Below are 22523 nucleotides of genomic sequence, written 5' to 3'. Positions count from 1 at the left end.
GCCGGAACGAGCGGCTTTTTGCGCTCCGAACGCTACCTCGCGGATATGGACGACACCCACGTCGAGGCGTTCGCCGACGCCGCGTCGGACGGCGTCGCGTTCGACGGTATCGAGGCGCAGGTGGAAGGTGACAGCTACGCCGTCGAAGCGGTCGACGGGTCGACGACGGTCGTCGCCACCGAGGAGTTCGCCGACGTGGCCGCGGAGTACGACGAGTACGTCACCAACTGGTACTTCTGGCACGCGACGGCCCCGCAGGCCCAGGCTCGCTGGGCGTTCCTCCGTTGGGTAGAAGAGAGCGGCTCGACGCCCGTTCCCGAGCGGTACGACCGTCTGCGGGAGGGGCTGACGACGACCTGGGGGCAACTCGCAATTACTGTCTCGCTGAGCGAGGACGGCGACCGCGTCTACGAACTCCGTCACGAGGACGACCAAGCCGAAATCGACCGCGGCGAGGAGTTGTCGCTCGACACGTACGAAGACCCGCTCGACGCCCGCGAACTCGCCAAATACGACGACGACGGACAGTACCGCCCGCTCAAGACCGCGCCCACCCTCCAGACCGGATGGGAGTTTCCCGCGCTCTCTGCCACTGACCTCGTGGAGGCCGTCCACGCCTTCTACCCCGCGACCGTCCAGAACTGGTACCGAGAACGCGAAGGCGAACTCGACGTGAGTCACTGGCACGAGACCGTCGAACGCCAGACCGGCATCTACGGTGTGGTCCAGACGTGGGACCGCGGCGAGGGCCACGACCACGTCGACTGGGTCGCGGAGGCCTGCTGTGACGACTCCCAGTGTCTGAAGCGGCGCGAGTGGGAGTACGACGACGAGACGGAACTCGACCCCGACGGCGGTACTGGACCGTTCCCCTGCCGGGAACCCTGCTCGCTCGTCATCACCGCCGCGCGCAAGTGGACGAAACTCGAAGGTGAGGAGTCGCGGACCTACGAGTTCGAACTGACGCCCAGCGAGAAAGAACAGGTCGAGGAAATCATCGACGCTGTGGCCGACGGCCGCACGGCGGACATCCGAGAGGCAGATATCTACGACGGCGCGAACCGCTATCGTGCGCGGTTCCTTCGGGCGAAGCTGTTCGACGACGAGGGCGACCTCTGTGGCGTCGAGACCGACGACTGAGCGAAATGGGCGGAACGGCTCACCGAGACGCGGCCGCGTAGACAGCGACGAGCGTGCCGACGGCGACGAGTAGCGCGAGGAAGACGACGAGCAGATTCTGGGAGAGGAACGCGGCCAGCACCGCGAAAAACAGCACGACGCCGCCGGCCGCCAGAACCTGGTAGTCGGAAACGTCGGCTAGCGCGAACTCCGAGTTCGAACGGGTCTTCGGTTGGGGCTTAGCGAGATCTTCGTCGACCTGTACGGGTTCGTCGTCGGGTTCGGGTTCGGTTATCCGCACGTCGACGTAGCGGGTCGTGCTCCCGTAGGCCGTGACGACCTTCAAATTCCCGCGTGTCTCACCGTCCCCGTCGAGCGTCACGCGAACGCGGCGCTCGCTGTCGCGGTCGACGTGATAGTTCGTCGCTTCGAGGGCGGCCAGCTTCGAGAGTGAATCGTCGAGGTGTAAGTGGACGTGAGTCGACTCGCCGTGGTTGACGAGGCGCACGTCGAAGCTATCGCTCGTCTCGAAGGTATCTGGAACCTCCAGCCCGTGGAGTTCCTGTCGGTTGATGTGGACGGGCAACGAGTCGGGCACGTTCGGAAATCGCAGGGACGCGAGAAAAAGGTTCAGGAGTGAGACCGAGTTATGCCGGTGCTTCGTCGCGCATGTCCGGCGGGAGGAGGTTCGGGATGCCGTCCTCGATGGGGAACGACTCGCCACACTCCGTACAGACCAGCTGGCCAGACAGAATCTCCTCGTCGTCGCGCTCCTCGACCTCCAGTTCGAGGTCGTGTTTGTCCAGCGGACAGCAGATGATGTCCATCAGGTCCTCTTTCATACCCGGGAGTGGGTCCGGTATCCCTAAAAGCGTACTGTCTGCCAAGCGCCGCCACGGATCACGGCGAACTCCCCCGACAGTGCTCCCTCAGATGATTTTGTTCCCGCTGGTGGTGACCGTCCGCTTCTCAACGACGGTGCCGTTGACGGTGTTGGTCGCCAGCAACGTCGAGCTCTGGTTCGTCGGGAAGAACATCGTCGTCGTGGTCTGTCCGCTGTCGAGCGTCGTGGTGTCGTAGGAGTCGCCGCTCGCGTCGACGACCGTGAGTTTCGTCACGCCCTTGTCGGTCGTCGCCGCCTCCGAGAGCGTCACTGTCGTGGTCACGTGGCCGCTGCTCCACGGTTCGCTCGTCGAGATGTTCTCGAAGATGGCGGAGTCGGCACTCGGCCCCGAGACCGTCGGTTGGAGCGTGAGACAGCCGCTCGTCCCCAGCGCGAGGAGTACGACGAGACCCGTGAGGACTACCCGGCGCGTATGTGCTGCAGTCATCTGGATATTCGTCTTTCGAGGCGGAGCCATTTGAGCGTTGTACTGTCGGTTGCAAGGCGTCGTTCGCCAACCGCACATCGCCGTGCGGTCGGCGGCTCCGAAAAGCCGAGCTCGGTCGTCTCAGAAAGGGCGTTCGCGGACGATCGTCTCGCCGCGGCCTGGCCCGACGCCGATCGCGTAGGCCGGCGTGTCGAGTTCGCTCTCGACGTACTCGACGTAGGCCTTCGCGTTCTCGGGCAGCGCCTCGTAGCCCGCCTCGGCAGTCGCGGCAGGATCGAACTCCTCCCAGCCGTCGAACGTACGGAGGGTTGCCTCACATCGAGCCCACTGTTCCGTCGTCGCGGGCATCGACTCGCGCTCCTCGCCGTCGAGCGTGTACGTGTGGCCGACTTTCACCTCGTCGAGTCCGGCGAGCACGTCGAGATGGTTTATCGCCAGCCCGGTGAAGCCGGAGACGCGAGTCGCGTGGCGGAGCATCGGCATGTCGAGCCAGCCGACCCGACGCGGGCGACCGGTGACGGTGCCGTACTCGCCGCCCTCTTCGCGGATGTAGTGGGCTAAGTCCTCGTCTTCGCCCTCGCCTTGCTCGTCGTAGTCGGGCGTGTCGCCGACGACGCCACCGAGTTCGGTCGGCAGCGGGCCGCTCCCCACACGCGTGAGATACCCCTTCACGATCCCAATCACTTCGCCGCCGCCGACGACGCCAGGACTGACGCCCGTACCGACGGCCGCACCGCCCGCCGTCGGATTCGAGGACGTGACGTAGGGGTAGTTACCGTGGTCGATATCGATGATGGTCCCCTGTGCGCCCTCAAACATGACGTTCTGGCCGTCGGCCATCGCGCCAGTGAGGAACGCGCCCGCGTTAACGGTCATGTCCTCCGCCTCGAAGCGGCGACCGACCTCGCGGAACTCCTCGTAGAGCGCGTCGACGTCGAAGGCATCGGGGTCCTCTAAGTCGGAGACGTCGAGGCCGTAGACGTCCTCGGCGAGCGCGCGCTTCTGCGGGACGACGTACTCCAGTCGCTCGCGGAGCACGTCCGGGTCCAGCAGGTCGCCGACGCGAACGCCGCGCCGCCCGGCCTTATCCTCGTAGGTCGGGCCGATTCCGCGACCGGTCGTCCCGACTTCGTCGCCGGACTCGCTCTTGACTTCCTCTTCGATGCCGTCGAGCACGCGGTGGTACGGGAGAATGACGTGGGCGCGCTCTGCGACGCGAACGTCGGGGTCGAGGCCGCGCTCCTGCAGCGTATCTAGCTCGTCGAACAGCGTACGCGGGTTGACGACGCACCCGTTGCCGAGGACGCCGACCTTGCCGCGGATGGCTCCGCTCGGGACCAAGGAGAGTTTGTACTCCTCGCCCTCGTGGACGACGGTGTGGCCGGCGTTGTCGCCGCCCTGATAGCGCGCGACGACGTCTGCGTCGTCGCCGTACAGGTCGACGATGCCGCCCTTCCCCTCGTCGCCGAGCTGCGAGCCGACGATGGTTACGGTCATCGCCCGCACCTTTTGGGGGCCGTGATAAACAGATTACGGTCTTCGTGGCCGGAACGCGGTATCAGAACGCTACCGTCTCCCATGTGAGACATTACGACGCATTTAATACCCCGCTCGTCGAACCCAGAAACCGGCAAAGACGGGTCGTCGAGGGGAACTTTTAAACCCTCCAAACACAAGTTAACAATTGCCATGATAGACAGGCTTGAGAAGGAAGTCGACATGCTGGAGCGCCACTTGCAGGTGCTGCGCATGGTTATTGAGAACGAGCCTATCGGTATCGTGAAGATGTCCAACGAGACCGGCTACCCCCACCACAAGGTCCGCTACTCGCTTCGCGTCCTCGAAGAGGAAAACCTCATCGAGCCCTCCAGTCAGGGAGCCATCACGACCGAGCAGACGGGCGAGTTCGTCGACGACCTGGACGAAAAGATAGACGAGATAATCGAGAAGCTCGAAGGAATGAAGATCGAAGACGCGGCCGAGATCGAAGGGTAACCCCGTTCTCTACAGTTCCGGTACTGCGAGGTGGAACTCCCGGTTTCTCGCCTCGAGCAGACAGAGGTGGTAGCCGTCTTTCCGCGAGAGGTTCACGAAGCTCTTTCGCTTATCGCGGCTGAACAGCCCGCTGGAGGTCGCTTCCTCTGCGGTCTCCAGCGCACCGGGCTCAAAGAAGCTACTCGTGACCAGAAACGCCGCCGCGAGCGACCCCGACGCGTTGCCGACCCGTTCGGCGTCGCGGACGATATCGGTCATCTGTCCGTCCGTCGCCGGCTGGCGGGAGTCGTTGATGTTCGCCACGACCAGCGGATTGCCCATCCGGTCGCGAGCGACCACGTCGAACTGCTCCTGTGAGCGGTGTTGCTTCCCGTCCTCGGTGTAGGTGACCGAGACGTTCCCGTTGAGTTCGGCGCGGTCGATCTCGGGTAAGGCGTCGTACAGGACGCGCATCGCGCTGGCGTGCCCGGTATCGCGAATCTCGTACAGCAAGTTCCGCACGAGCCAATCGACGAACCGGTAGTGGATGCTTCCCTGGAGGAACGTCTCGAACGGTTCGCCGTCTACGACGGCGTCGGTTCCGTCGAACTGCGTGTGGTACTCCAGCCGGAGGTTCTCCTCGACTTGCGAGCGGTCGGCATCACCGGCGTGAGCTTTCTCCAAGGTCGCTTCCCCCTTCGAGTGATACCGGACGAAGAGGTTCGTCCCATCGATGGCTTCTGCCGGGGTCAGTCGCGTCCCGGCGTCGGGAGCGTCCTCTTGCAGGTCGCCGAGTCGTCGCTCCAGCCGTTGAATCTCCGTCTTCGCCTCGTCGAGTTCGGTCTGGAGCCGGTCGCGTTCGGCACGGAGTTCGTCGTTCGTCGCCGAGAGGTCGTCCATCTCGGTTCGCAGCCGGCCGAGTTCGGCCTCCTTGGCGTCGAGTTCGCTCTCGACTTCTTCGACCCGTTCCCGTTGACGGTCCGTCGCTGGCTGGTCTGGCTGTTCGTTGGTCACCTGTGACTGTGCCGCCGAACTCGTTGCGTCCGTCGAACGCGCCGTCTCCGGCTCTTGCTGAGTGACCGGCGATTCGACGTCGTTCGAAGCGGCCGCCGCCGTCGCCGACTCTGTCGTCTCGGTGGTGGCCGCCGTCGAACGGTCGGGGTCCAGCGAGGGAATCGACCGGGTTTCGAGGTCCGTCGTCGTCGCGCCGCTGGTCGCGTCGCCGGTCGCGCCACCGGTGCCGCTCGCCGTTGTCGGCGACTGGGTGGCCTCGCTGGCTTCCGATGCCGTCTGCGGCGGCCGCGTCGAATCTGTCGAGTCCTTTGGTCCCGAGGTCGTCGAATCGCTGCCGCGCGAGGACTGCGAGGCGGGACCGTCCGCCTCGGACGCGCGCTCGGCACTCGCTGTCGTCTTGGCCGTCTCCGGTGAGGACTGCTGTGACGACTCGGACGGGACCGTTGTCGGATCGCTGGCCGTCGAATCCGTCGACTCGGTCGCCTCGGATTCGTCCGTCTGCTCGTGCTCGTCCGTCTCTGTCGACGGATTCGGCTGCTGTCGTTCGGTATCGGGTCCCGCGACTCCCTGGTCGGTGCCTGCCGCCTTCGATCCGGGTGGCCCGCCGGTCGCTGGCCCGGATTTTCGCTCGCTCGCCGGGTCGTCGCTTGCTTTATCCGTCGCGTCGGTCGCCGTCGGCGACTCGGACTGGTCGGCTGTCCCGTCTGAGTCGTCAGTATCGACCGACTCGCCTGACACGATCGGTTCCGTCGTCGCGTCGGCCGACGCTCCGGACTCGCTCGTCGTCGGTTCCGTCTCGGCTTCGTTCGCACTGTCGTCGTCCACTTCAACGGTCCCGGTAGCCCCAGCCGCCGCTCCTCCGGTATCCGGTTCGGCGGGTTCCGGGATTTCGATGGGCGAAATCTCGACCGGTTTGACTTCGTAGATACCGACTTCGTCGTCGGCCTGTTCGAATGCGTCGTCGTCGGTGATGAGGCGGTCGGCGCTACCGACCCAGGCGACGCTCATCGACCGGCCGCCGTGGTAGACCTGGTAGTAATCGCCCGAGAGGACGTTCTCCGAGAGTTCGACGAACCCGGTGAAGTTGCCGTCCGAGAGCGTCTCGTTCACCTCGGAGATGGGCGTGTCCTGCGTATAGTACTTCGCCCGGACCTCGTCGGCTCGTTCTTGCATCACCGCGAGCAACGGGAGCGCCTCGTGGGGTGCCTGCCGGGCGGTCCCCTCCCCGTCCTCGAAGTCCTCGATATCGCCGTCTACGATGCCGACGACCGTGCCGCGCAACATGAACAGCCGTGTCGGCCCGCTGATGACGGCACCGGAGAACTCCTCGTCGGCGAGAGCCTGAAGCCCCGCGTACCCGCCCTCGAAGGGCACCGACTCCCACTCTGAAACCAGTTCTACCGTGCGCGTGCTCATTACCTTCATCAAACCGTATGGCAGACAAATAGTTTGTGCCCCTGTCAGACACGTGGCAAGGGGCGACCGCTCCGCTGGCTCGCGCTCGTCCCGTGGTCGCAGGACTCCGATGGGCATATGTCGCCGCGTTTCCAATCTCGGGTATGGAAGAGCAACCGGGGTTGAGCGACCAGTATCGGACGGCCAGTCCGTGGCCGGTGTTCGTCGCCCTCGGACTGACACTCTCGGAGATCGGCGTCTTCATCGGCCTGTTCCCGGTCGCGGTGTTCGGTCTCATCCTCTTCGGCGGAAGTATCGCCGGCATCCTCACCGAGTCGGGCTACGCCGCACGACCGTGGCCGACACTGCTTGCCGTCGGCGGGATTCTGGCCGTCCTCGCGCTCGTGATCGGCGTCCTCCAACTGCCGATGTCGGCGTTCACGGTGGCGAACATCGGCGAAGGACCGCTGTTCACCCGACTCGTGGCCGTCGTCGTCGCCGGCGTCGTGATGGTGGCGATGGGCGGCGTCGGGTCGGTCCTCGAACAGACCAAAGTCTGAGCGAAACCAACAGTCTATTTACCGGCCTGCGCTAACCCGGAGACATACATGGCACTGTTCGGGTTCGAAAAGGACACCCTGCTTGACCTCACTGTCAACGTCATCCCGCTGGGCATCCTCCTCTTCTTCGTGGGGGTATTCGCAGTCGTGCCCGCGTTCGGTACCGATCCGGTTTTCACCGGACTCCAGTTCACGCTGATGCTCTCGACGTTCTTCCTGCTAGCCGTCCTGACCTACTACGCCGGTCGGGCCATCGAGAACGCCGAGAAACAAGAGAGAAACGCCCAGCAAGCCAGTGCGACCAACGAACCGGAAGGCGAAGTGACGGGTCTCGACGACACCGGCGTCGAGGACGAACGCGCCCTCGAAGACGGCAAGAGCGACGACAACTAATCGAGGGCAGTCGAGCGAACCGCGGCGGAACCGCCCCTTTCATTATCGCCCAGTTCTGAGGTGCCATTATGGCAGCAGGAGATCTAGTGTTGACGGGGTTGATGGCCTTCCTCCTCGTCGCCGTCGCCGCGCTACTCACGCGCATCGAGAACTGGCGGTCCTATACGCCACTCGCGGGCGGCGGAACCGCGACGGGTGAAACCGTCGTGCATCGGGAGAAACCCACAGGAATCATTCGCTGGCTAACCACGGTCGACCACAAGGACATCGGACTGCTGTACGGACTGTACGGCATCATCGCCTTCTCGGTCGGTGGCATTATGGCGATGGCGATTCGCCTCCAACTGGTCACGCCGGGTGGTGCGCTACTGGGGACGAGCGCGTACAACTCCATTATGACCAGTCACGGCATCACGATGCTGTTCCTGTTCGGGACGCCGATTATCGCGGCGTTCGCGAACTACTTCATCCCGCTACTCATCGGGGCCGACGACATGGCGTTCCCGCGCATTAACGCCATCGCGTTCTGGTTGCTCCCCCCGGCGGCACTCCTCATCTGGGCCGGGTTCTTCCTCGCACCGGTCACCGAGAACATGATAGAGCCCGCCCAGACCGCCTGGACGATGTACACGCCGCTATCCGCCGAGCAGGCAAACCCTGGCGTGGACCTGATGTTGCTCGGGCTGCACCTCTCCGGTGTCGCCGCCACGATGGGTGCGATCAACTTCATCGCCACTATCTTCACCGAGCGTGATACCGAGGTGAGCTGGGCGACCCTCGATATCTTCTCGTGGACCATCCTGACCCAGTCGGCGCTCATCCTCTTTGCGTTCCCGCTGCTCGGAAGCGCCATCGTCATGCTGTTGCTCGACCGGAACCTCGGGACGGCGTTCTTCGCCGTCGAGGGTGGCGGTCCGCTACTGTGGCAACACCTGTTCTGGTTCTTCGGCCATCCCGAGGTGTACATCCTCGTCCTCCCGCCGATGGGACTGGTGAGCCTCATCCTGCCGAAGTTCTCGGGCCGGAAACTGTTCGGCTTCAAGTTCGTCGTCTACTCGACGCTCGCAATCGGCGTCCTCTCCTTCGGCGTCTGGGCCCACCACATGTTCTCGACGGGCATGGACCCGCGCCTGCGAGCCTCGTTCATGGCCGTCTCGCTGGCGATCGCCATACCGAGCGCGGTCAAGACGTTCAACTGGATCACGACGATGTGGAACGGCCGCCTCCGCCTGAACACGCCGATGCTGTTCTGTATCGGGTTCGTCTCTAACTTCATCATCGGCGGCGTCACCGGCATCTTCCTCGCCGCCATCCCCGTCGATATGGTGCTTCACGACACCTACTACGTCGTCGGCCACTTCCACTACATCGTGATGGGCGCTATCGGCTTTGCAGCCTTCGCCGGCATCTACTACTGGTTCCCCATCTTCACCGGCCGGATGTACCAGCGCACCCTCGGGAAAGCGCACTTCTGGCTCTCGATGATCGGAACTAACCTTACGTTCTTCGCCATGCTGGCGCTGGGTTACCTCGGAATGCCGCGCCGGTACGCGACCTACGAGTTCAACGGTGCAATCGCGCCGCTGGCACAGGTCGAGACGTTCCACATCCTGGCCTCTGTCGGCGCGGTGATCCTCTTCATCGGCCAGCTGTTCTTCGTCTGGAACGTCGTTCAGTCCTGGCTCGAAGCGCCGAAAGTCCAGGACGGCGACCCGTGGAACCTCGAACGCGACGACATGCTCGACCGCGAGTTCCAGTGGTTCGACCGGAAGCTCCAGACCGCCGTCACGGACGGCGGTGAAGACGAAGAAGAGCAGTCGATGCTGACCGACGGCGGGCAGCCGGAAGACGACGGCGACGACAACTGACGACAGCGACGCTCGACGATTTTTTCGCGTACGATCGTTCGACCGGTGAGGTCACGCCGCACCCGAGACGAGGACGATCGCCGTCACGAACATCATCAACGCGATCCCGGCGAGAACGACGAACAGCAGTTCCTTCTGTGACATAGCGGGACTACGGGACCGAAGTGAAAAAGGCTAATCGTCTCGCTCGCCTACGAACCGATATGACTGAACAGCCTGCGGGGACGCCCGGCGAGAAGGTCGTCGCCCAGTTGTACGTCATCATCGTCGCGCTGGCTGGCGTGATGGGATTCGTGCTGGGAACCATCCGGCCCGCGGACCTCGACCCGCAACTGTTCGGAGTCATCCAACTCCCGCCGACGCCGTTCGGCGTCGCGCTCTACGGCGTCGGAACTGTCGGGGCCGGTCTGGGAATACTGTTGGCACTGGTCGTCTACGTTTCCCGTCACACCGAGGGAACGTCCCGGGAACGCGACCCGCAGTAACTCACGCCACGCCTGCCGTCTCGCGATAGCTCCCGTACTTCGCTTCGAACACCGCCATTATCTCGCCCATTGTCGCGTACGCTTTGACGGCCTCGACGACGGCGGGCATCACGTTCTCGTCCGCCTCGACCCGGGCTCTGAGGCCGTCGAGCGCGGCCTCGACCTCGCTCTCGTCCCGGTCGGCTTTGACCTCGGCTAACCGTTCGCGCTGGTGGTCCTGTACCGCTTCGTCCACTTTCAGTACCTCGGGTTCGGTCTCCTCCTCGACCGCGTAGGCGTTGACGCCGACGACGACTTCCGCCTCACGTTCGACGCGTTCCTGGTACTCGTAGGCCGAGTCCTGTATCTCCCGCTGGAAGTAGCCTTCTTCGATGCCCGCTAGGACACCCTCTCTCACTGACCCATCGCCCAGTTCTTCGCGGACGTGGTCGATGTGGGCCATCGCCTTCTCCTCCATCTCGTCGGTCAGCGCCTCGACGGCGAAACTGCCGCCAAGCGGGTCGACGATGTCGGCCGCACCCGACTCCTCACCGATTATCTGCTGGGTGCGGAGCGCGACCCGAACGGCCTCCTCGCTCGGGAGTGCCAGCGCCTCGTCGAAGCTGTTGGTGTGGAGGCTCTGTGTGCCGCCCAGTACGCCAGCGAGCGCCTGAATCGTCACGCGAACGATATTGTTGAGCGGTTGTTGGGCGGTCAGCGACTGACCGGCGGTCTGAGTGTGGAACTTCAGTTGCTTGCTCGCGTCGGTCTCAGCCCCGTACCACTCGTCCATCGCGCGCGCGTAGATGCGCCGGGCCGCGCGGAACTTCGCCACTTCCTCGAAGATGGAGTTGTGCGAGTTGAAGAAAAAGGAGAGCTGGGGCGCGAACGCGTCGACGTCGAGGCCGCGCTCGATGCAGTCTTCGACGTAGGCGAAGCCGTCCGCAAGCGTAAAAGCGAGTTCCTCGACGGCGGTCGATCCGGCCTCGCGGATGTGATAGCCCGAGACGGAGACGGGCTTGAACTTCGGCGTCTCCCGACAGGCGAACTCGATGACGTCCGTGACGAGTTTCAGCGAGGGTTCCGGCGGGACAACCCACTCCTTCTGGGCGATGAACTCCTTGAACATGTCGTTCTGGAGTGTGCCCCGGAGTTCCTCGCGCGGGACGTCTTGCTGGTCGGCCAGCGCGAGGTACATCGCGTAGATGACTGGGGCACTCGGATTGATGGTGAACGAGGTGGAGACCTCGCCCACGTCGATTCCGTCGAAGAGGCGCTCCATATCCGCGAGCGTATCGACGGCGACCCCTTCCTTGCCCACCTCGCCGTCGGCCATCGCGTCGTCGGAGTCGATTCCCATCAGGGTCGGCATGTCGAAAGCCGTCGAGAGCCCCGTCTGCCCCTCGTCGATGAGGTAGTGAAACCGCTCGTTAGTTTCGGCAGCGGTGCCGAACCCGGCGAACTGACGCATCGTCCACTGGCGACCACGGTGCATCGTCGGGTAGACGCCGCGCGTGTACGGTTCCTCGCCTGGGAACCCGATGTCGTCCTCGTAGTCGATACTGCTTACGTCCAGTGGGGTGTACAGGCGGTCTACTTCGAGGTTGGAGACGGTGGCGAACCGGTCACTTCGTTCGCCGTAGGCTGAGAGGGCAGGGTCGAGCGTCTCGGCTTCCCACTCGGCCTTCGACTCTCGAATCGACTGGAGGTCCTCCTCGTCGAACATACCACGCAATTTGTCACCAGTTAGCAAGAGTGTTCGGGCGACCGAGACTGCACGCACGCGCCGCCGGGGAGTTCACTCCTCGTCCTGTAACCGCTGTGTCGTCTCGACGAGCGGATGTCTTGCGTAATCGACCACTTCGATGTCGTCGATGCGTTCGAGGTCTGAGTCGGCGGCCGTCTCGGCCATCCCCAGTTCGACCGGTTCGTCGAGGACGATGACGTAGGCGTCCATCTCCTCGACATCTAGCCGGGCCGCCGCCTTCACGCGGTGGTGTCCGTCGGCCAACAGAAGGTCCCCGTCGTTGTCGATGACGACGAGCGGTTCGGCCAGTCCGCGTTCGAGTTCGTAGACTCGTCCCTCTAGTTCGTCCGCGTACACGGTCGTCTGCGTCGGCGTCAGGTCCGAAAGTGTCACCTTCCGGTGGTCTTCGTGGGACGTGATATCGTGGATGTTCTCTAAGGTTCGGCCGAGTTTGTCGACTTTGTCCGGCGTGGCTCGCTCGATGTGTGACCGAATCACGTCGGCGTTCGAGATGATGCCGACGAGATGGCCCGCGTCGTCGACCACCGGAAGCTTCTGGATGCCCGACCGGAGGATGACCCGGGCGGCGTCTTGAACGGCCATGTCCGGGTGGGCAACGAGGATATTCTCGCTCATCACTCGAAACATTGGCTCGTGGTCGGCCGCGAGCAAGAGGTCACGGGCGCTGACGAACCCCTCGACGCGTCGGCCGTCCGTGACCGGAAAGCCGCTGAAGTCATCACTCTCGGCGATTCGTTTCGCCACCTCGGCGACGGTGTCGTCGAGTTCGACAGTCGCCACGTCACGGGTCATGTACTCCCCGACTGTCGGACGACTCGGTTCTTCCATCGCTCCGAGTACTCCACCGAGCGAGAAAAAGCCTCGGCTACTCCTCTTCGGTGTCGGCATCCTCGATCAGCGTCGCGTCCACGTCGCTCGTGACCTCCGCGTACGTCTCCGGACCGAACTCCGCGGCGGTGTAGACGCTCCCGAGCAGGCGGTGTGACCGGGACTGCACGGCGTCGAGGAACCGGTCGTTGACGACCGAGCGGACGATATCTTCGAGCGACTCCTCGCGGTCCTCGACGGAATCGAGGACGCCGAGCGTGATCTGTGCCCCGGCCATGTCTGCGTGGCCGCCCGCCGACCCGATCTGGCCGAACGCGTCGCGCATCGCCTCGCCGAGGTCGATGTCGGCCCCGCGCGCCCGAGCAGAGGCGAAGATGGTACCGTCGAGGACGCCATACACCATCGTCGCCTGTACGTCTTCGAGGTCGAGCAATCGGTCTGCGGCCTGTGCCAGCGCGTCCCGATCGGAGAGTTCGCCGACGCAACTCAACAGCACCGACCCCTCCTGTTCGCGGTTGTCGATGGCACGACCGATTATCGAGAGCGTCTCGGCGCTGACGCTCGGGTCTTCGATGCGCTGGAGCGCTCCCATGTCGGCCCGCGAGACCAGGTGAGCGGCGGCCTCGAAGTCCTCGGCCGAGACCTCTCGCCGGAAGTCCTTGGTGTCGACCCGGATACCAAAGAGTAGTCCCGTGGCGATGGGTTCTGGAATCTCGATCTCGAAGCGTTGAAAGTAATCCACGAGGAGGGTACTCGTCGCTCCGGCCGCGCTCCGCAAATCGACGTACCGGGCTTCGACGGGGAACCGGGGCGGATGGTGGTCGATGACGACATCGACGTCTAAGTCCTCCGGTAACTGATCGTTGACGCCGGGGCGGGAATGGTCGACGAGCGCAAACCCGTCGTAGGGGTCGAGAACGTCGGGGTCCTCGGCATCTAGGTTCACGAGGTCGTACTCCAGGAGGTTGACGAACGCGCGGTTCTCCTGGTGAGAGATCGAACCGTAGTAACAGACCGAGACGGTACAGCCGACCCGTTCGGCCAGCTTCCCGAGGGCAACGGCACTGGCGATGGCGTCGGGGTCCGGGTTGTCGTGCGTGACGATAGCGAGGTGACCCTCGACGTCTCGGAGCGCGCGCTGGAGCTGTCGGGCGCGGGTCCCGTCGGTCCCGACCGTCCGACTGAGTCGCTCGGTAATGATACTCGACGGATCGACGACCCTGTCGGCGTTCGCCTCGATCTCGGCCCGCTGTTCCAGTGATACGTCGTAGCCGGTATAACACAGGCAGAAGGCCTCGGAGAATAGGTCGCCGACGACGACCGATGCGGCGGCGTTGTCCGCGGCGTCCTCGGTGGCGACGATGACCGTCTCCGGGACGACGTCGAGTCCGTCGAGGACAGCACGGTCTGCAGTGTCGCCGACGGTGACGGCGGTCCCCTCGGTTCGCAGTGTCTCGGCACGGTGCTCGTCGGCGGTCACGACGTGAATCGATCCGTTGTCGTCACTGAGAGCGTCGACGAGGGCGAGTGCGGTGGATCCGGCTCCCAGTACCAACCGAGACGGCATAGCTCTCTGTCGGCGTTGGAGTCCCTAAAAACCCGTTACTTCAATCGCTCCTGCAGGAACGATGGATGCGCGGCGGTAACACCGTCTAGCGTGAGTATCTCTTCTTCGATGACGGCGGCCAGGGAATCACCGTCGTCTGCCCGGACCTCCGCCATCAGCATGTGGTCACCACTCGACGTGTACAGCGCCTCGACGGCGGGAACGTCTTTGAGCTTGCGCGTCGCCTCCACATAGCGTTCGCTGGCGACGTCCATGCCGACCATCGCGATCGACTGTCCGGCGAGTTTCTTCGGGTCGATATCTGCAGAGTACCCGACGATGACGCCCTCGTCTTCGAGTTTCTTGATGTACTTTCGGACCGTCGGCTTCGAGACGTTGGCCCGGTCGGCGATCTCCGCGTATGATGCCTGTGCGTCCTCTTCGAGGACAGACAGGATCCGACGCTCCGTAGACTCGGCACTCATGGACCAATATTTACGATGCAAGAAAAAATATCTTCCGAACCAGAAACCGGGATTCTGGCCGCCGAAGATGCGTCGTTCTGACCGCGACAGCGCTTACTTGTGGTGTTCGAGCAGGTTGTCGTAGGTCCGCTCCCACTCGGCGTCCTCGTCGAAGTACCGCTCTGCGAGCGGTTCATCGGGCATTTCACCGATCTGGCGCTTCTCCTGTCCGTAGGAGGGGCGGCCGTCCTCGACGTAGTAGCGGCCGGTCAGCACTTCGCCCTCGTGGAGCTTGTTCTCCGTCTCGAACATCATCTCGGAGGCCTCCTTCCGATTGGAGACGTCGAAGTCGTAGTCGTCGGACTGCTGAATGTCCGTGTAAGGGACGTACTGCTTGGCGTCCTTGTTCCAGGTCGGACACTGGGTCAGGAAGTCGATGTGCGCGAAGCCGTCGTGTTCGATGGCTTCGGCGATGATCTCCTTCGCCTGGTTCGGGTTGACGGCGGCGGTGCGGGCGATGTAGGTCGCGCCCGCGTTGAGCGACTGCGACAGCGGCCGGATCGGCGTCTTGGCCGACCCGTGGGGCTGCGTCTTGGACTTGTGGCCCTTCGGCGACGTCGGAGACGTCTGTCCCTTCGTCAGGCCGAAGATCTCGTTGTTGAACACGATGTACGTCATGTCGTGGTTCTCACGAGCGGTGTGGATGAAGTGGTTCCCACCGATACCGTAGCCGTCACCGTCGCCGCCGGCGGCGATGACTTCGACTTCGGGGTTGGCCAGTTTCGCGGCCCGGGCGACGGGCAGCGACCGGCCGTGGATGGTGTGGAAGCCGTAGCTGTTGAAGTAGCTGTTCAGTTTGCCCGAACAGCCGATACCGGTAAACAGCGCGACCTCGTCGGGGTTGCGCCCGACTTCCGGCATGGCCTGTTTCAGCGCCTTGAGGACGCCGAAGTCGCCACAGCCCGGACACCAGGTCGCCTGCGGTTCGATTCCCGGTGTGAACTCGTCTCTATCGATCTCGCGGTCGTCGCCGATTGCGCTGAATGCACTCATAGTTAGTCACCCGCTGCGGGGAGGTACTTCATGTTGCTCGCGGCGAGGTCCTCGCCGTTGATGCTGGTCTCGAAGCCCTCGACGATCTCTTCGGGTTCGAAGGGGTTGCCGTTGTACTTGAGCAAGCTCGACAGCTTGTCGCCGTACTTGCCGATCTCCTTCTGCGTGAGCCCGCGGAACTGCGCCGAGGCGTTCATCTCGACGACCAGCGCCTCGTCGACGGAGTCGAGCCAGTCGCTGACTTCCTCGACGGGGTAGGGCATCATGTCGGAGACGCCCAGCGCCTTCACGGAGTGACCGTTCTCGTTGAGTCGGTCGACCGACTCGAAGACGGTGTCCTGCTGGCTCCCCCAGACGAGGATACCGTGGTCGGCGTCTTCCGGCCCGTGGTAGGTCTGGTGGCTCGTGTTCTCGTCGAGGTCAGACCGGATGTCGTCGAGTTTGTTCATCCGACGCTCCATCTGGGCGATGCGGTTCTCGGGGTCCTCGCTGATGTGGCCCGACGGGTTGTGCTCGTTCCCGGTCGCGAGATAGCGGCCGTCCTTCTGGCCGGGGACCGAGCGCGGACTGACGTTCGAGCCGTCCGCCGGTTCGTGGAGGAACCGCTGGAACTTGCCCGAGGCGTGGTGGGCCGCGTCCTGAATCTCGTCTTCGGTCAGCACGGACCCAGGGTCGGCGTTTGGCTCCTCGTCGAAGTGACTGGCCGGCATGTTCCGGAGCTCGCCCTGGATCTTCTGGTCGTAGACGACGATGACCGGAATCTGGTACTCGTAGGCGATTCGGAACGCCGAGCGCGTCTGCGTGTAACACTCACGGATGTTCGCAGGCGCGAAGACGACGCGCGCGGAGTCACCCTGTGAAGTGTACAGGACGTGCTCTAAGTCGGCCTGTTCGGGCTTGGTCGGCATCCCGGTCGAGGGACCGGCACGCATCGCTTCGACCAGCACGAGCGGCGTCTCGGTCATCTCTGCGAGACCGAGCGGTTCTGACATCAGTGCGAAGCCACCGCCGGACGACCCGGACATGGACTTGACGCCCATGTGCGAGGCCCCCAGTGCCAGCGCTGCCGCGGCGATCTCGTCCTCGACCTGTTCGGAGATTCCGCCGAACTCCGGCAGGTGCTGGGACATGATGGTGAAGACGTCGGTCCACGGGGTCATCGGGTACCCGGAGATGAACCGACAGCCCTCGTCGAGCGCACCGTAGGAGATGGCGTTCGAACCGGAGAGGATGACCTGTTCCTCGTCGTGAGAGTTCTCGGGGACCTCGATATCGTGGTCGATGTCGAGTTCCGAGGCCGCTTCGTAGGCGTCCTCCAGGACGTTGAGATTGGCCTCCTGCATGTCCCCGCTCATGTTCTGCTCGATGAGTTGCTCGAACTCCGAGGTGTCGATGTCGAGGATAGCGGCGGTCGCACCGATACCCGCCGTGTTCCGCATGATCTCGCGTCCGTGTTCCTTGGCGAGGCCACGGAGGTCCATCGGGACGAGGTGCCAGCCGTTCTCCTCGGCGTGTTCTTCGAGTTCTATCTCCTCGACGTCCGACTCGTCGAGCAGCCCCTCGTCGTAGAGCAGAACGCCGCCCTCTCGGAGTTCGTCGAAGTTCTCGTACAGGGGTTTCAGTTCCTCTTTGCCGTAGTAGGCTTCGTCCTGCGGGTTCCGGGCGAAGGAGTCGCCCAGCGCCAGCAGGAAGTTATAGCCGTCGCCGCGCGACTGGACGGGTTCGTCCTTTGCGCGTACCTCTACGTACGTGTGGCCGCCCCGGATGCGCGACGGGTAGTGACGATGTGTGAAAACGTGAAGTCCCGAACGCATCAGGGCCTTCGCGAAGTTCTGGCTGGTCGAGTCGATTCCGTCACCGGAACCGCCAGCGATTCGCCAGATTAGTTCGTTGTCTGTCATGGTGAAATCCTCGGCCCCAGCTGTGGTGCCGTACCGGGAGATTGGGGGGCCACGACTAAAGATTTTCCACTATATTAGGGTCCATTAATTGTTATCAATAGCCCGAGGGCTCCTGATTTAACGATTTTAAGAGTGGGGTGTGCTTACTCTTCGCATAGCGGCCGTCGAGCGGTGCTACCGCTGAAGACTTACGACCGAGTCGGGCGATTAGTCTGTCAACCGTTCGAAGACAGTGAGGTCGTGACCCAGTATAATTTCGGCGTCAGTCTCTCGCTGGACGTCCCGACAGCGCTCCAGGCTCTCCTTCCACGCGCCATTGTTCCAGAGGAGACTGGTCGCCATCGGCTGTCCCTCGTAGTTGGTTTCGACATAGGCTTCGTCGCCGACCACTAACAGCGGTGAATCCGGTCGATCGACGAGCGCACCGAGCAGTCCCGGCGTGTGTCCGGGCAAATGAAGCAGCTCGACGCCGGGAGCGAGATGATACTCGTCGCCGTGGACGACCTGCCAGTTCAGGTCTCGGTCGAAGTCGCGCTGGAGGTACGCGATAGACCCCTCGTCCGTGTTCGCGCTGAAGTACGCGAAAGGGAGTTCCTCGCGGTGGACGTATATCGGCACATCGGTACCCTCGAAGGCATAGAGACCGCCGGCGTGGTCGAGGTGGAGGTGGCTCATCACCACGGCGTCGATGTCGTCGAGCCTGTAGCCGGCGGCTTCGAGGTCTGTTTCGAGGGGGTGGTCGGCCGCGTCGACATGAGCGAACGCCTCGTACAGCGGGTCAGGCCAGTAGCCGTCGCCGGCGTCCGGATGGGAGCCAGTGTCCCAGAGAATCGTCAGTTCGGGCGTTTCGATCACGAGGTTCCAGACGACGTACGTCTCGTAGTCGTGGGTCGGCTCCCGGTTCGACGCCGTCGCGACGCTGTGCCCGTCGACGACGAAGTTCCGGTCGGCTTTCACGCGCCCGCGGTCGACGAACGTGACAGTGAGGTCGTCCATGCGCAGTGTAGGTCGGCTGACGAGAAAAGCGCGGCGTGCGGGTAGTTCGCATGGTTAGCTGGGGCCGCTCCGAGCGGAGAGAACGCTCGGGTCTACTGCGGGGCCTGTCGGTAGATGAGGTTGCGCTGGATGTCGTTCGCTCCCTCGTAGATGACCGGGATGCGAACGTCTCGATAGACGCGGGCGATGCGGTTCTCGGTCAGGACCGACCGACCGCCGTGAAGTTGCATCCCCTTCTCGGCGCAGTCGGTCGCGGCCTCGGTCGCCTTCGTTTTAGCGAGGGCCGCCCAGTAGCCCGCGTTCTCCTGATTTGCGACGCGGTCCGCGGCGTCCCACGTGAGCGACCGAGCGGACTGGAAAGCCATCTGCATGTCGGCGAGTTTGTGCTGGACCGCCTGGAACTCGTCGACCGTCTTCCCGAACGCCTCGCGGTCGTGGACGAACTCCCAGGCCTCCTCGATGGCCGCCGCAGCCATCCCGAGGCCATGTCCGGCGACGATGACGCGCCCGTGGTTGAAGAACTCCGCGAGCATGTAGAAGCCAGCGCCCTCGACGCCGACGAGGTTCTCCTCGGGGATGCGGCAGTCGTCGAAGACGATGTGACCCTGTTTGGAGGCACGGAAGCCCATCTTCTCGGGGATGTGCTCGGCGTCGTAGCCGTCGGTGTCCGTCGGGACGATGAACATCGAGAAGTTGCCGTACCGGTTGTTCGGGTCGTCGCCGGTCTTGGCATAGACGGTGAGCCAGTCGGCCTCGACGGCGTTGCCGACCCAGTACTTCTCCCCGTTCAGGACCCACTCGTCGCCGTCTTTCTCGGCGCTGGTAGTCATCCCGGCGAGGTCGCTGCCAGTCTGCGGTTCGGAGACGGCGAGGCCGGTGATCTGCTCGTTTTCGGCGACCGGACGGAGGTACTCCTCGTGCTGGTCCTCGCTTCCGTGTTCTTCGACGATCTCCGCGCCGAAACTCGCCAGTTGCAGTGTGAGCGCGATACCGGCGTCGGCCCGATAGAACTCCTCTGCGATGGCGAGCACCTGGTGTAAGTCCAGGCCGCGCCCGCCCAGTTCCTCGCCGAGGTCCTGTGCAACGAGGTTCGCGTCCATCCCCGCTTCGAGAATCTCCCACGGATACTCTCCGGAAGCGTAGTACTCGGCGGCGTTGGGCGCGATATGCTCTTGGGCGAACTCACGGGCCTCCTGTTTGACCTCGTGGGCACGTTCGGGCACGGGATACTCAGACAGTAACTCCATGAAGGCAATGATGAATTGTGACAACATATACCTCGTGAAACTCGCAAAAACACCGGACGAGTTGTTTTCTCGAAAACTCTGATAATTAGAACAGTACGTTTTTCTGAGATACCACCAACCGAAGCGTATGAATCGTCGTGACTACCTCACAGCGGGATTAGGCGTCGGCGCTGCCACACTGAGTGGCTGTTCATCCTTCTTGGCGGCCGCGGAGACACCGCGACCCGTCGTCCCGGAAAAGCGCCTCGACGCTGCTGGCTGGGAAGAGACCGGAGACGACAGCGGAACGGTCCTAGACGAGAGCTACGGGCCGGTGACGCTCGAAGCGGTCCAGCACACGCTCCAGTTTCAGGACGCCGCGCTCAGGAAGAGCGTCAGCGAGCGCACGCTCGGGCAGGTTGACACCGCGCTATCGATATTTTTCGCGTCCCGGGTCGACTTCAGTCCGAACCTCGACAACCTCCCGGCGGGTGTCGGGCAGGCCGAAATCGTCGATCAGGTGCAGGCCAACGCCCGCGAGCAGTTCGAACAGCAGATGGAAAACCAGGGACTGACGAACATCGAGGAGGCCGGCACAGGCACCATTGACGTCGACACCGGCGAAACGGCCGAAACGGTGAATCTCTCCGCAGTCTTTCCCTTCGAGGGTATCAGCTTCGACGTGAGCGAGGGTCAGAGCGTCGAGGTGCCACCGAAAGACATCGCCATCGACGCCTTCCTCGCGGTGTGGCATCACGGGGACTACGTCCTCATCTCCGGCGGGGCACACCCCGCGGAGAACTTCAAGCAGACCATCGAGAACGACCTGAGTGCGGGTATCAGCGTCTCGGTCGATATCGATCTCGGGCTCCAACCCGAGGCGTACCGAACGGAGACTCGCTCGCTCGTCGCGGGCGTCCAGTAACGACGGTCACTCGGGGACGGCTACTCGGGTGCCGCGTCTTCCGGGACGCGGCCCTCGACCATCGATTTATCGCCGTACTCCTCCCGGAGCGTCTGTTTGTCGAACTTGCCGGTCGCCGTCTTCGGCACTTCGTCGATGACGACGACGCTGTCGGGGACCCACCACTTCGGATACGAGTCGAGGACGTGTTCGCGCAGTTCCTCGGCCAACGAGTCGGTGTCGGCATCCTCGGTCGGGACGACGAGCGCGAGCGGTCGTTCCTGCCAGCGCTCGTGGGGAACGCCGATGACCGCCGCCTCCGAGACGTTCTCGTGGGCCATCAGTTCGTTCTCCAGTTCCTGTGAGGAGATCCACTCGCCGCCGCTCTTGATGACATCTTTCGAGCGGTCGACGATCTTGATATAGCCGTCTTCGTCGACCGAGACCACGTCGCCGGTCTTGAGATAGCCGTCGGTGAACTCGTGTTCGGTCGCTTCCGGACGGGCGAAGTACTCCGTCGTCACCCACGGCCCGCGGACGAGGAGTTCGCCGTAGGCCTCGCCGTCGTGGGGGACCGCCTCGCCCTCGTCGTCTACGACTTCGAACTCCAGGCCGGGGACGATGAGTCCCTGTTTCGAGCGCTTTTCCAGTTGCGTCTCGTAGTCGGCGTCTTCGAGGCTGTGCTTGAGATGCGAGACAGCGCCGACCGGGGCCGTCTCGGTCATCCCCCACGCGTGGGTGAGTTCGACGTCGTGGTCGTCGAAGAAGCGAATCATCGCCTCCGGCGCGGCGCTCCCGCCGACGACGAGGCGCTCTAACTGCGAGAGGTCCACGTCGTTCTCCTTGACGTAGTCCATCAGCCCCAGCCACACTGTTGGGACGCCCGCGGTGATGGTGACGCCCTCCGACTCGATGAGGTGAGCGAGGTCCGCGGGTTCCGGTTGCGGGCCGGGGTAGACGTGTTTTGCCCCGCCCGCCGTCGCGGAGAACGGCAGACCCCACGCGTTGACGTGGAACATCGGGACGACGGGCATCACCACGTCGTCCTCGGCCAGCGGGAGGCCCTGTGGTGTCTGGAGCGCCATCGTGTGTGACCAGAGCATCTGCTGGGTGTACTCGACACCCTTCGGTCGGCCGGTCGTTCCCGACGTATAACAGAGGCCAGCGGGCCGCTCTTCCTCTAGTTCGGGCCAGTCGTATGTCGTCGAGTGGCCCTCGATGAACGAGTCGTAGGCGACGGCGTCGAGGTCAGTCTCAGGCACCGACTCGCCCATGACCACGAACCGCTCGACGGCATCGAACGGGTCGGGGTCGTCCGCGACCGCGCCCTCCAGTTTCGGGAGGAGCGACTGGTCGACGAAGATGGTCTGGTCCTGTGCGTTCTCGACGATGTACTGGACGTGTTTATCGGGTAGTAAGGGGTTGATCGTGTGGAGTTGTGCGCCTACCCCTGGGACGCCGAAGTACGTCTCGAAGTGCCGATGGTGGTTCCAGCAGAAGGTCCCGAGGCGCTCGCCGTCGCCGTACCCCGCCGCATCGAGGGCGTTGGCGAGTTGGGCTACCCGGTCGGCGTAGGTGCCGTAATCGTATCGAGTAATTCCTTCGTGGGTGCGGGAGACGACTTCGGTCTCCGGGTACAGTTGGGCCGCACGCCACAGGAACGGTCGAAGCGTCTGGGGTGAACCTCCCGGCATACCTTGTGACTAGTGCCCACCCTAC

21 protein-coding genes are annotated in these 22523 nt (G+C 63.6%); 7 read left to right on the top strand and 14 right to left on the bottom strand.

All coding sequences use genetic code 11. The features are described 5' to 3' along the window. The first annotated feature begins 45 nt into the window (after positions 1-45). Positions 46-1140 carry a DR2241 family protein gene (locus E4S61_RS14100; protein ID WP_135304564.1) on the top strand — a complete coding sequence of 365 codons (1095 nt, stop codon included), beginning with the start codon at positions 46-48 and terminating at the stop codon, positions 1138-1140. Positions 1141-1159: 19 nt separating this feature from the next. On the opposite strand, the gene E4S61_RS14095 is transcribed toward E4S61_RS14100, so the two are convergent. The 4 genes from E4S61_RS14095 to E4S61_RS14080 all read right to left on the bottom strand — a co-directional run bounded on the left by E4S61_RS14095 (position 1160) and on the right by E4S61_RS14080 (position 3947). Then, a complete protein-coding gene (locus E4S61_RS14095; RefSeq protein WP_209309492.1) occupies positions 1160-1717 on the bottom strand; it encodes a DUF7524 family protein in 558 nt (185 codons plus the stop codon). Positions 1718-1766: 49 nt separating this feature from the next. Continuing rightward, positions 1767-1961, bottom strand: a complete 195-nt coding sequence (locus E4S61_RS14090; RefSeq protein ID WP_135304563.1) for a methytransferase partner Trm112 — start codon at positions 1959-1961, stop codon at positions 1767-1769. An 87-nt stretch (positions 1962-2048) separates the two neighbouring features. Beyond that, entirely contained in the window at positions 2049-2450 is a 402-nt protein-coding gene (locus tag E4S61_RS14085) for a hypothetical protein (protein ID WP_135304562.1), read from the bottom strand. A 120-nt stretch (positions 2451-2570) separates the two neighbouring features. Next, positions 2571-3947, bottom strand: coding sequence for an adenylosuccinate synthase (locus E4S61_RS14080; protein ID WP_135304561.1), 1377 nt, complete (start codon positions 3945-3947; stop codon positions 2571-2573). Positions 3948-4139: 192 nt separating this feature from the next. Here E4S61_RS14080 and E4S61_RS14075 point away from each other — a divergent pair, with 192 nt between their 5' ends. Then, positions 4140-4445, top strand: a complete 306-nt coding sequence (locus tag E4S61_RS14075; protein WP_135304560.1) for a hypothetical protein — start codon at positions 4140-4142, stop codon at positions 4443-4445. Positions 4446-4454: 9 nt separating this feature from the next. Here E4S61_RS14075 and E4S61_RS14070 read toward each other — a convergent pair whose 3' ends face one another. Then, positions 4455-6854, bottom strand: a complete 2400-nt coding sequence (locus E4S61_RS14070; RefSeq protein ID WP_135304559.1) for a DUF7527 domain-containing protein — start codon at positions 6852-6854, stop codon at positions 4455-4457. 143 nt (positions 6855-6997) lie between these two features. Between E4S61_RS14070 and E4S61_RS14065 the strand changes: the two genes are divergently transcribed. The 4 genes from E4S61_RS14065 (at position 6998) to E4S61_RS14050 (ending at position 10139) form a co-directional block, all read left to right on the top strand. Next, positions 6998-7393, top strand: a complete 396-nt coding sequence (locus E4S61_RS14065) for a DUF7541 family protein (RefSeq protein ID WP_135304558.1) — start codon at positions 6998-7000, stop codon at positions 7391-7393. Positions 7394-7441: 48 nt separating this feature from the next. Continuing rightward, the gene (locus tag E4S61_RS14060) at positions 7442-7786 is read left to right on the top strand and encodes a DUF6684 family protein (RefSeq protein ID WP_135304557.1); all 345 of its coding nucleotides are present in this window, start codon (positions 7442-7444) and stop codon (positions 7784-7786) included. Positions 7787-7854: 68 nt separating this feature from the next. After that, complete coding sequence (locus tag E4S61_RS14055) at positions 7855-9654, top strand: cbb3-type cytochrome c oxidase subunit I (RefSeq protein WP_135304556.1); 1800 nt, start codon at positions 7855-7857, stop codon at positions 9652-9654. A gap of 203 nt (positions 9655-9857) precedes the next feature. Beyond that, positions 9858-10139 (top strand): DUF7520 family protein, encoded by a 282-nt coding sequence (locus tag E4S61_RS14050; RefSeq protein WP_135304555.1) that lies wholly within the window; start codon positions 9858-9860, stop codon positions 10137-10139. Between the two features lies 1 nt (position 10140). Here E4S61_RS14050 and E4S61_RS14045 read toward each other — a convergent pair whose 3' ends face one another. From E4S61_RS14045 to E4S61_RS14010, 8 genes are all read right to left on the bottom strand, one after another. After that, entirely contained in the window at positions 10141-11844 is a 1704-nt protein-coding gene (locus tag E4S61_RS14045) for a methylmalonyl-CoA mutase family protein (RefSeq protein WP_135304554.1), read from the bottom strand. 72 nt (positions 11845-11916) lie between these two features. Beyond that, positions 11917-12714 (bottom strand): CBS domain-containing protein, encoded by a 798-nt coding sequence (locus E4S61_RS14040; RefSeq protein ID WP_135304553.1) that lies wholly within the window; start codon positions 12712-12714, stop codon positions 11917-11919. 37 nt (positions 12715-12751) lie between these two features. Then, positions 12752-14281 carry a DHH family phosphoesterase gene (locus E4S61_RS14035; RefSeq protein ID WP_135304552.1) on the bottom strand — a complete coding sequence of 510 codons (1530 nt, stop codon included), beginning with the start codon at positions 14279-14281 and terminating at the stop codon, positions 12752-12754. A gap of 35 nt (positions 14282-14316) precedes the next feature. Continuing rightward, positions 14317-14745: an HTH-type transcriptional regulator LrpA1 gene (gene lrpA1, locus E4S61_RS14030; protein ID WP_135304551.1), complete on the bottom strand. Its 429-nt coding sequence runs from the start codon at positions 14743-14745 to the stop codon at positions 14317-14319. A 93-nt stretch (positions 14746-14838) separates the two neighbouring features. Further along, positions 14839-15777, bottom strand: coding sequence for a thiamine pyrophosphate-dependent enzyme (locus E4S61_RS14025; protein ID WP_135304550.1), 939 nt, complete (start codon positions 15775-15777; stop codon positions 14839-14841). 2 nt (positions 15778-15779) lie between these two features. After that, complete coding sequence (locus E4S61_RS14020) at positions 15780-17678, bottom strand: 2-oxoacid:acceptor oxidoreductase subunit alpha (RefSeq protein ID WP_135304549.1); 1899 nt, start codon at positions 17676-17678, stop codon at positions 15780-15782. A 207-nt stretch (positions 17679-17885) separates the two neighbouring features. Further along, a complete protein-coding gene (locus tag E4S61_RS14015) occupies positions 17886-18674 on the bottom strand; it encodes an N-acyl homoserine lactonase family protein (RefSeq protein ID WP_135304548.1) in 789 nt (262 codons plus the stop codon). Between the two features lie 92 nt (positions 18675-18766). After that, complete coding sequence (locus E4S61_RS14010; RefSeq protein WP_135304547.1) at positions 18767-19921, bottom strand: acyl-CoA dehydrogenase family protein; 1155 nt, start codon at positions 19919-19921, stop codon at positions 18767-18769. A 127-nt stretch (positions 19922-20048) separates the two neighbouring features. Between E4S61_RS14010 and E4S61_RS14005 the strand changes: the two genes are divergently transcribed. Next, on the top strand, positions 20049-20825 hold the full coding sequence (locus E4S61_RS14005) for a hypothetical protein (RefSeq protein WP_135304546.1): 777 nt from the start codon (positions 20049-20051) through the stop codon (positions 20823-20825). 20 nt (positions 20826-20845) lie between these two features. On the opposite strand, the gene E4S61_RS14000 is transcribed toward E4S61_RS14005, so the two are convergent. Further along, a complete protein-coding gene (locus tag E4S61_RS14000) occupies positions 20846-22498 on the bottom strand; it encodes a long-chain fatty acid--CoA ligase (protein WP_135304545.1) in 1653 nt (550 codons plus the stop codon). Positions 22499-22523: the final 25 nt, after the last annotated feature.

This window comes from Haloarcula amylovorans (assembly GCF_004681185.1).
GTDB classification, from domain to species: domain Archaea; phylum Halobacteriota; class Halobacteria; order Halobacteriales; family Haloarculaceae; genus Haloarcula; species Haloarcula amylovorans.
Note: the sequence above shows the minus strand (reverse complement) of the source record. Positions and strands in the feature narration are given on the sequence as shown.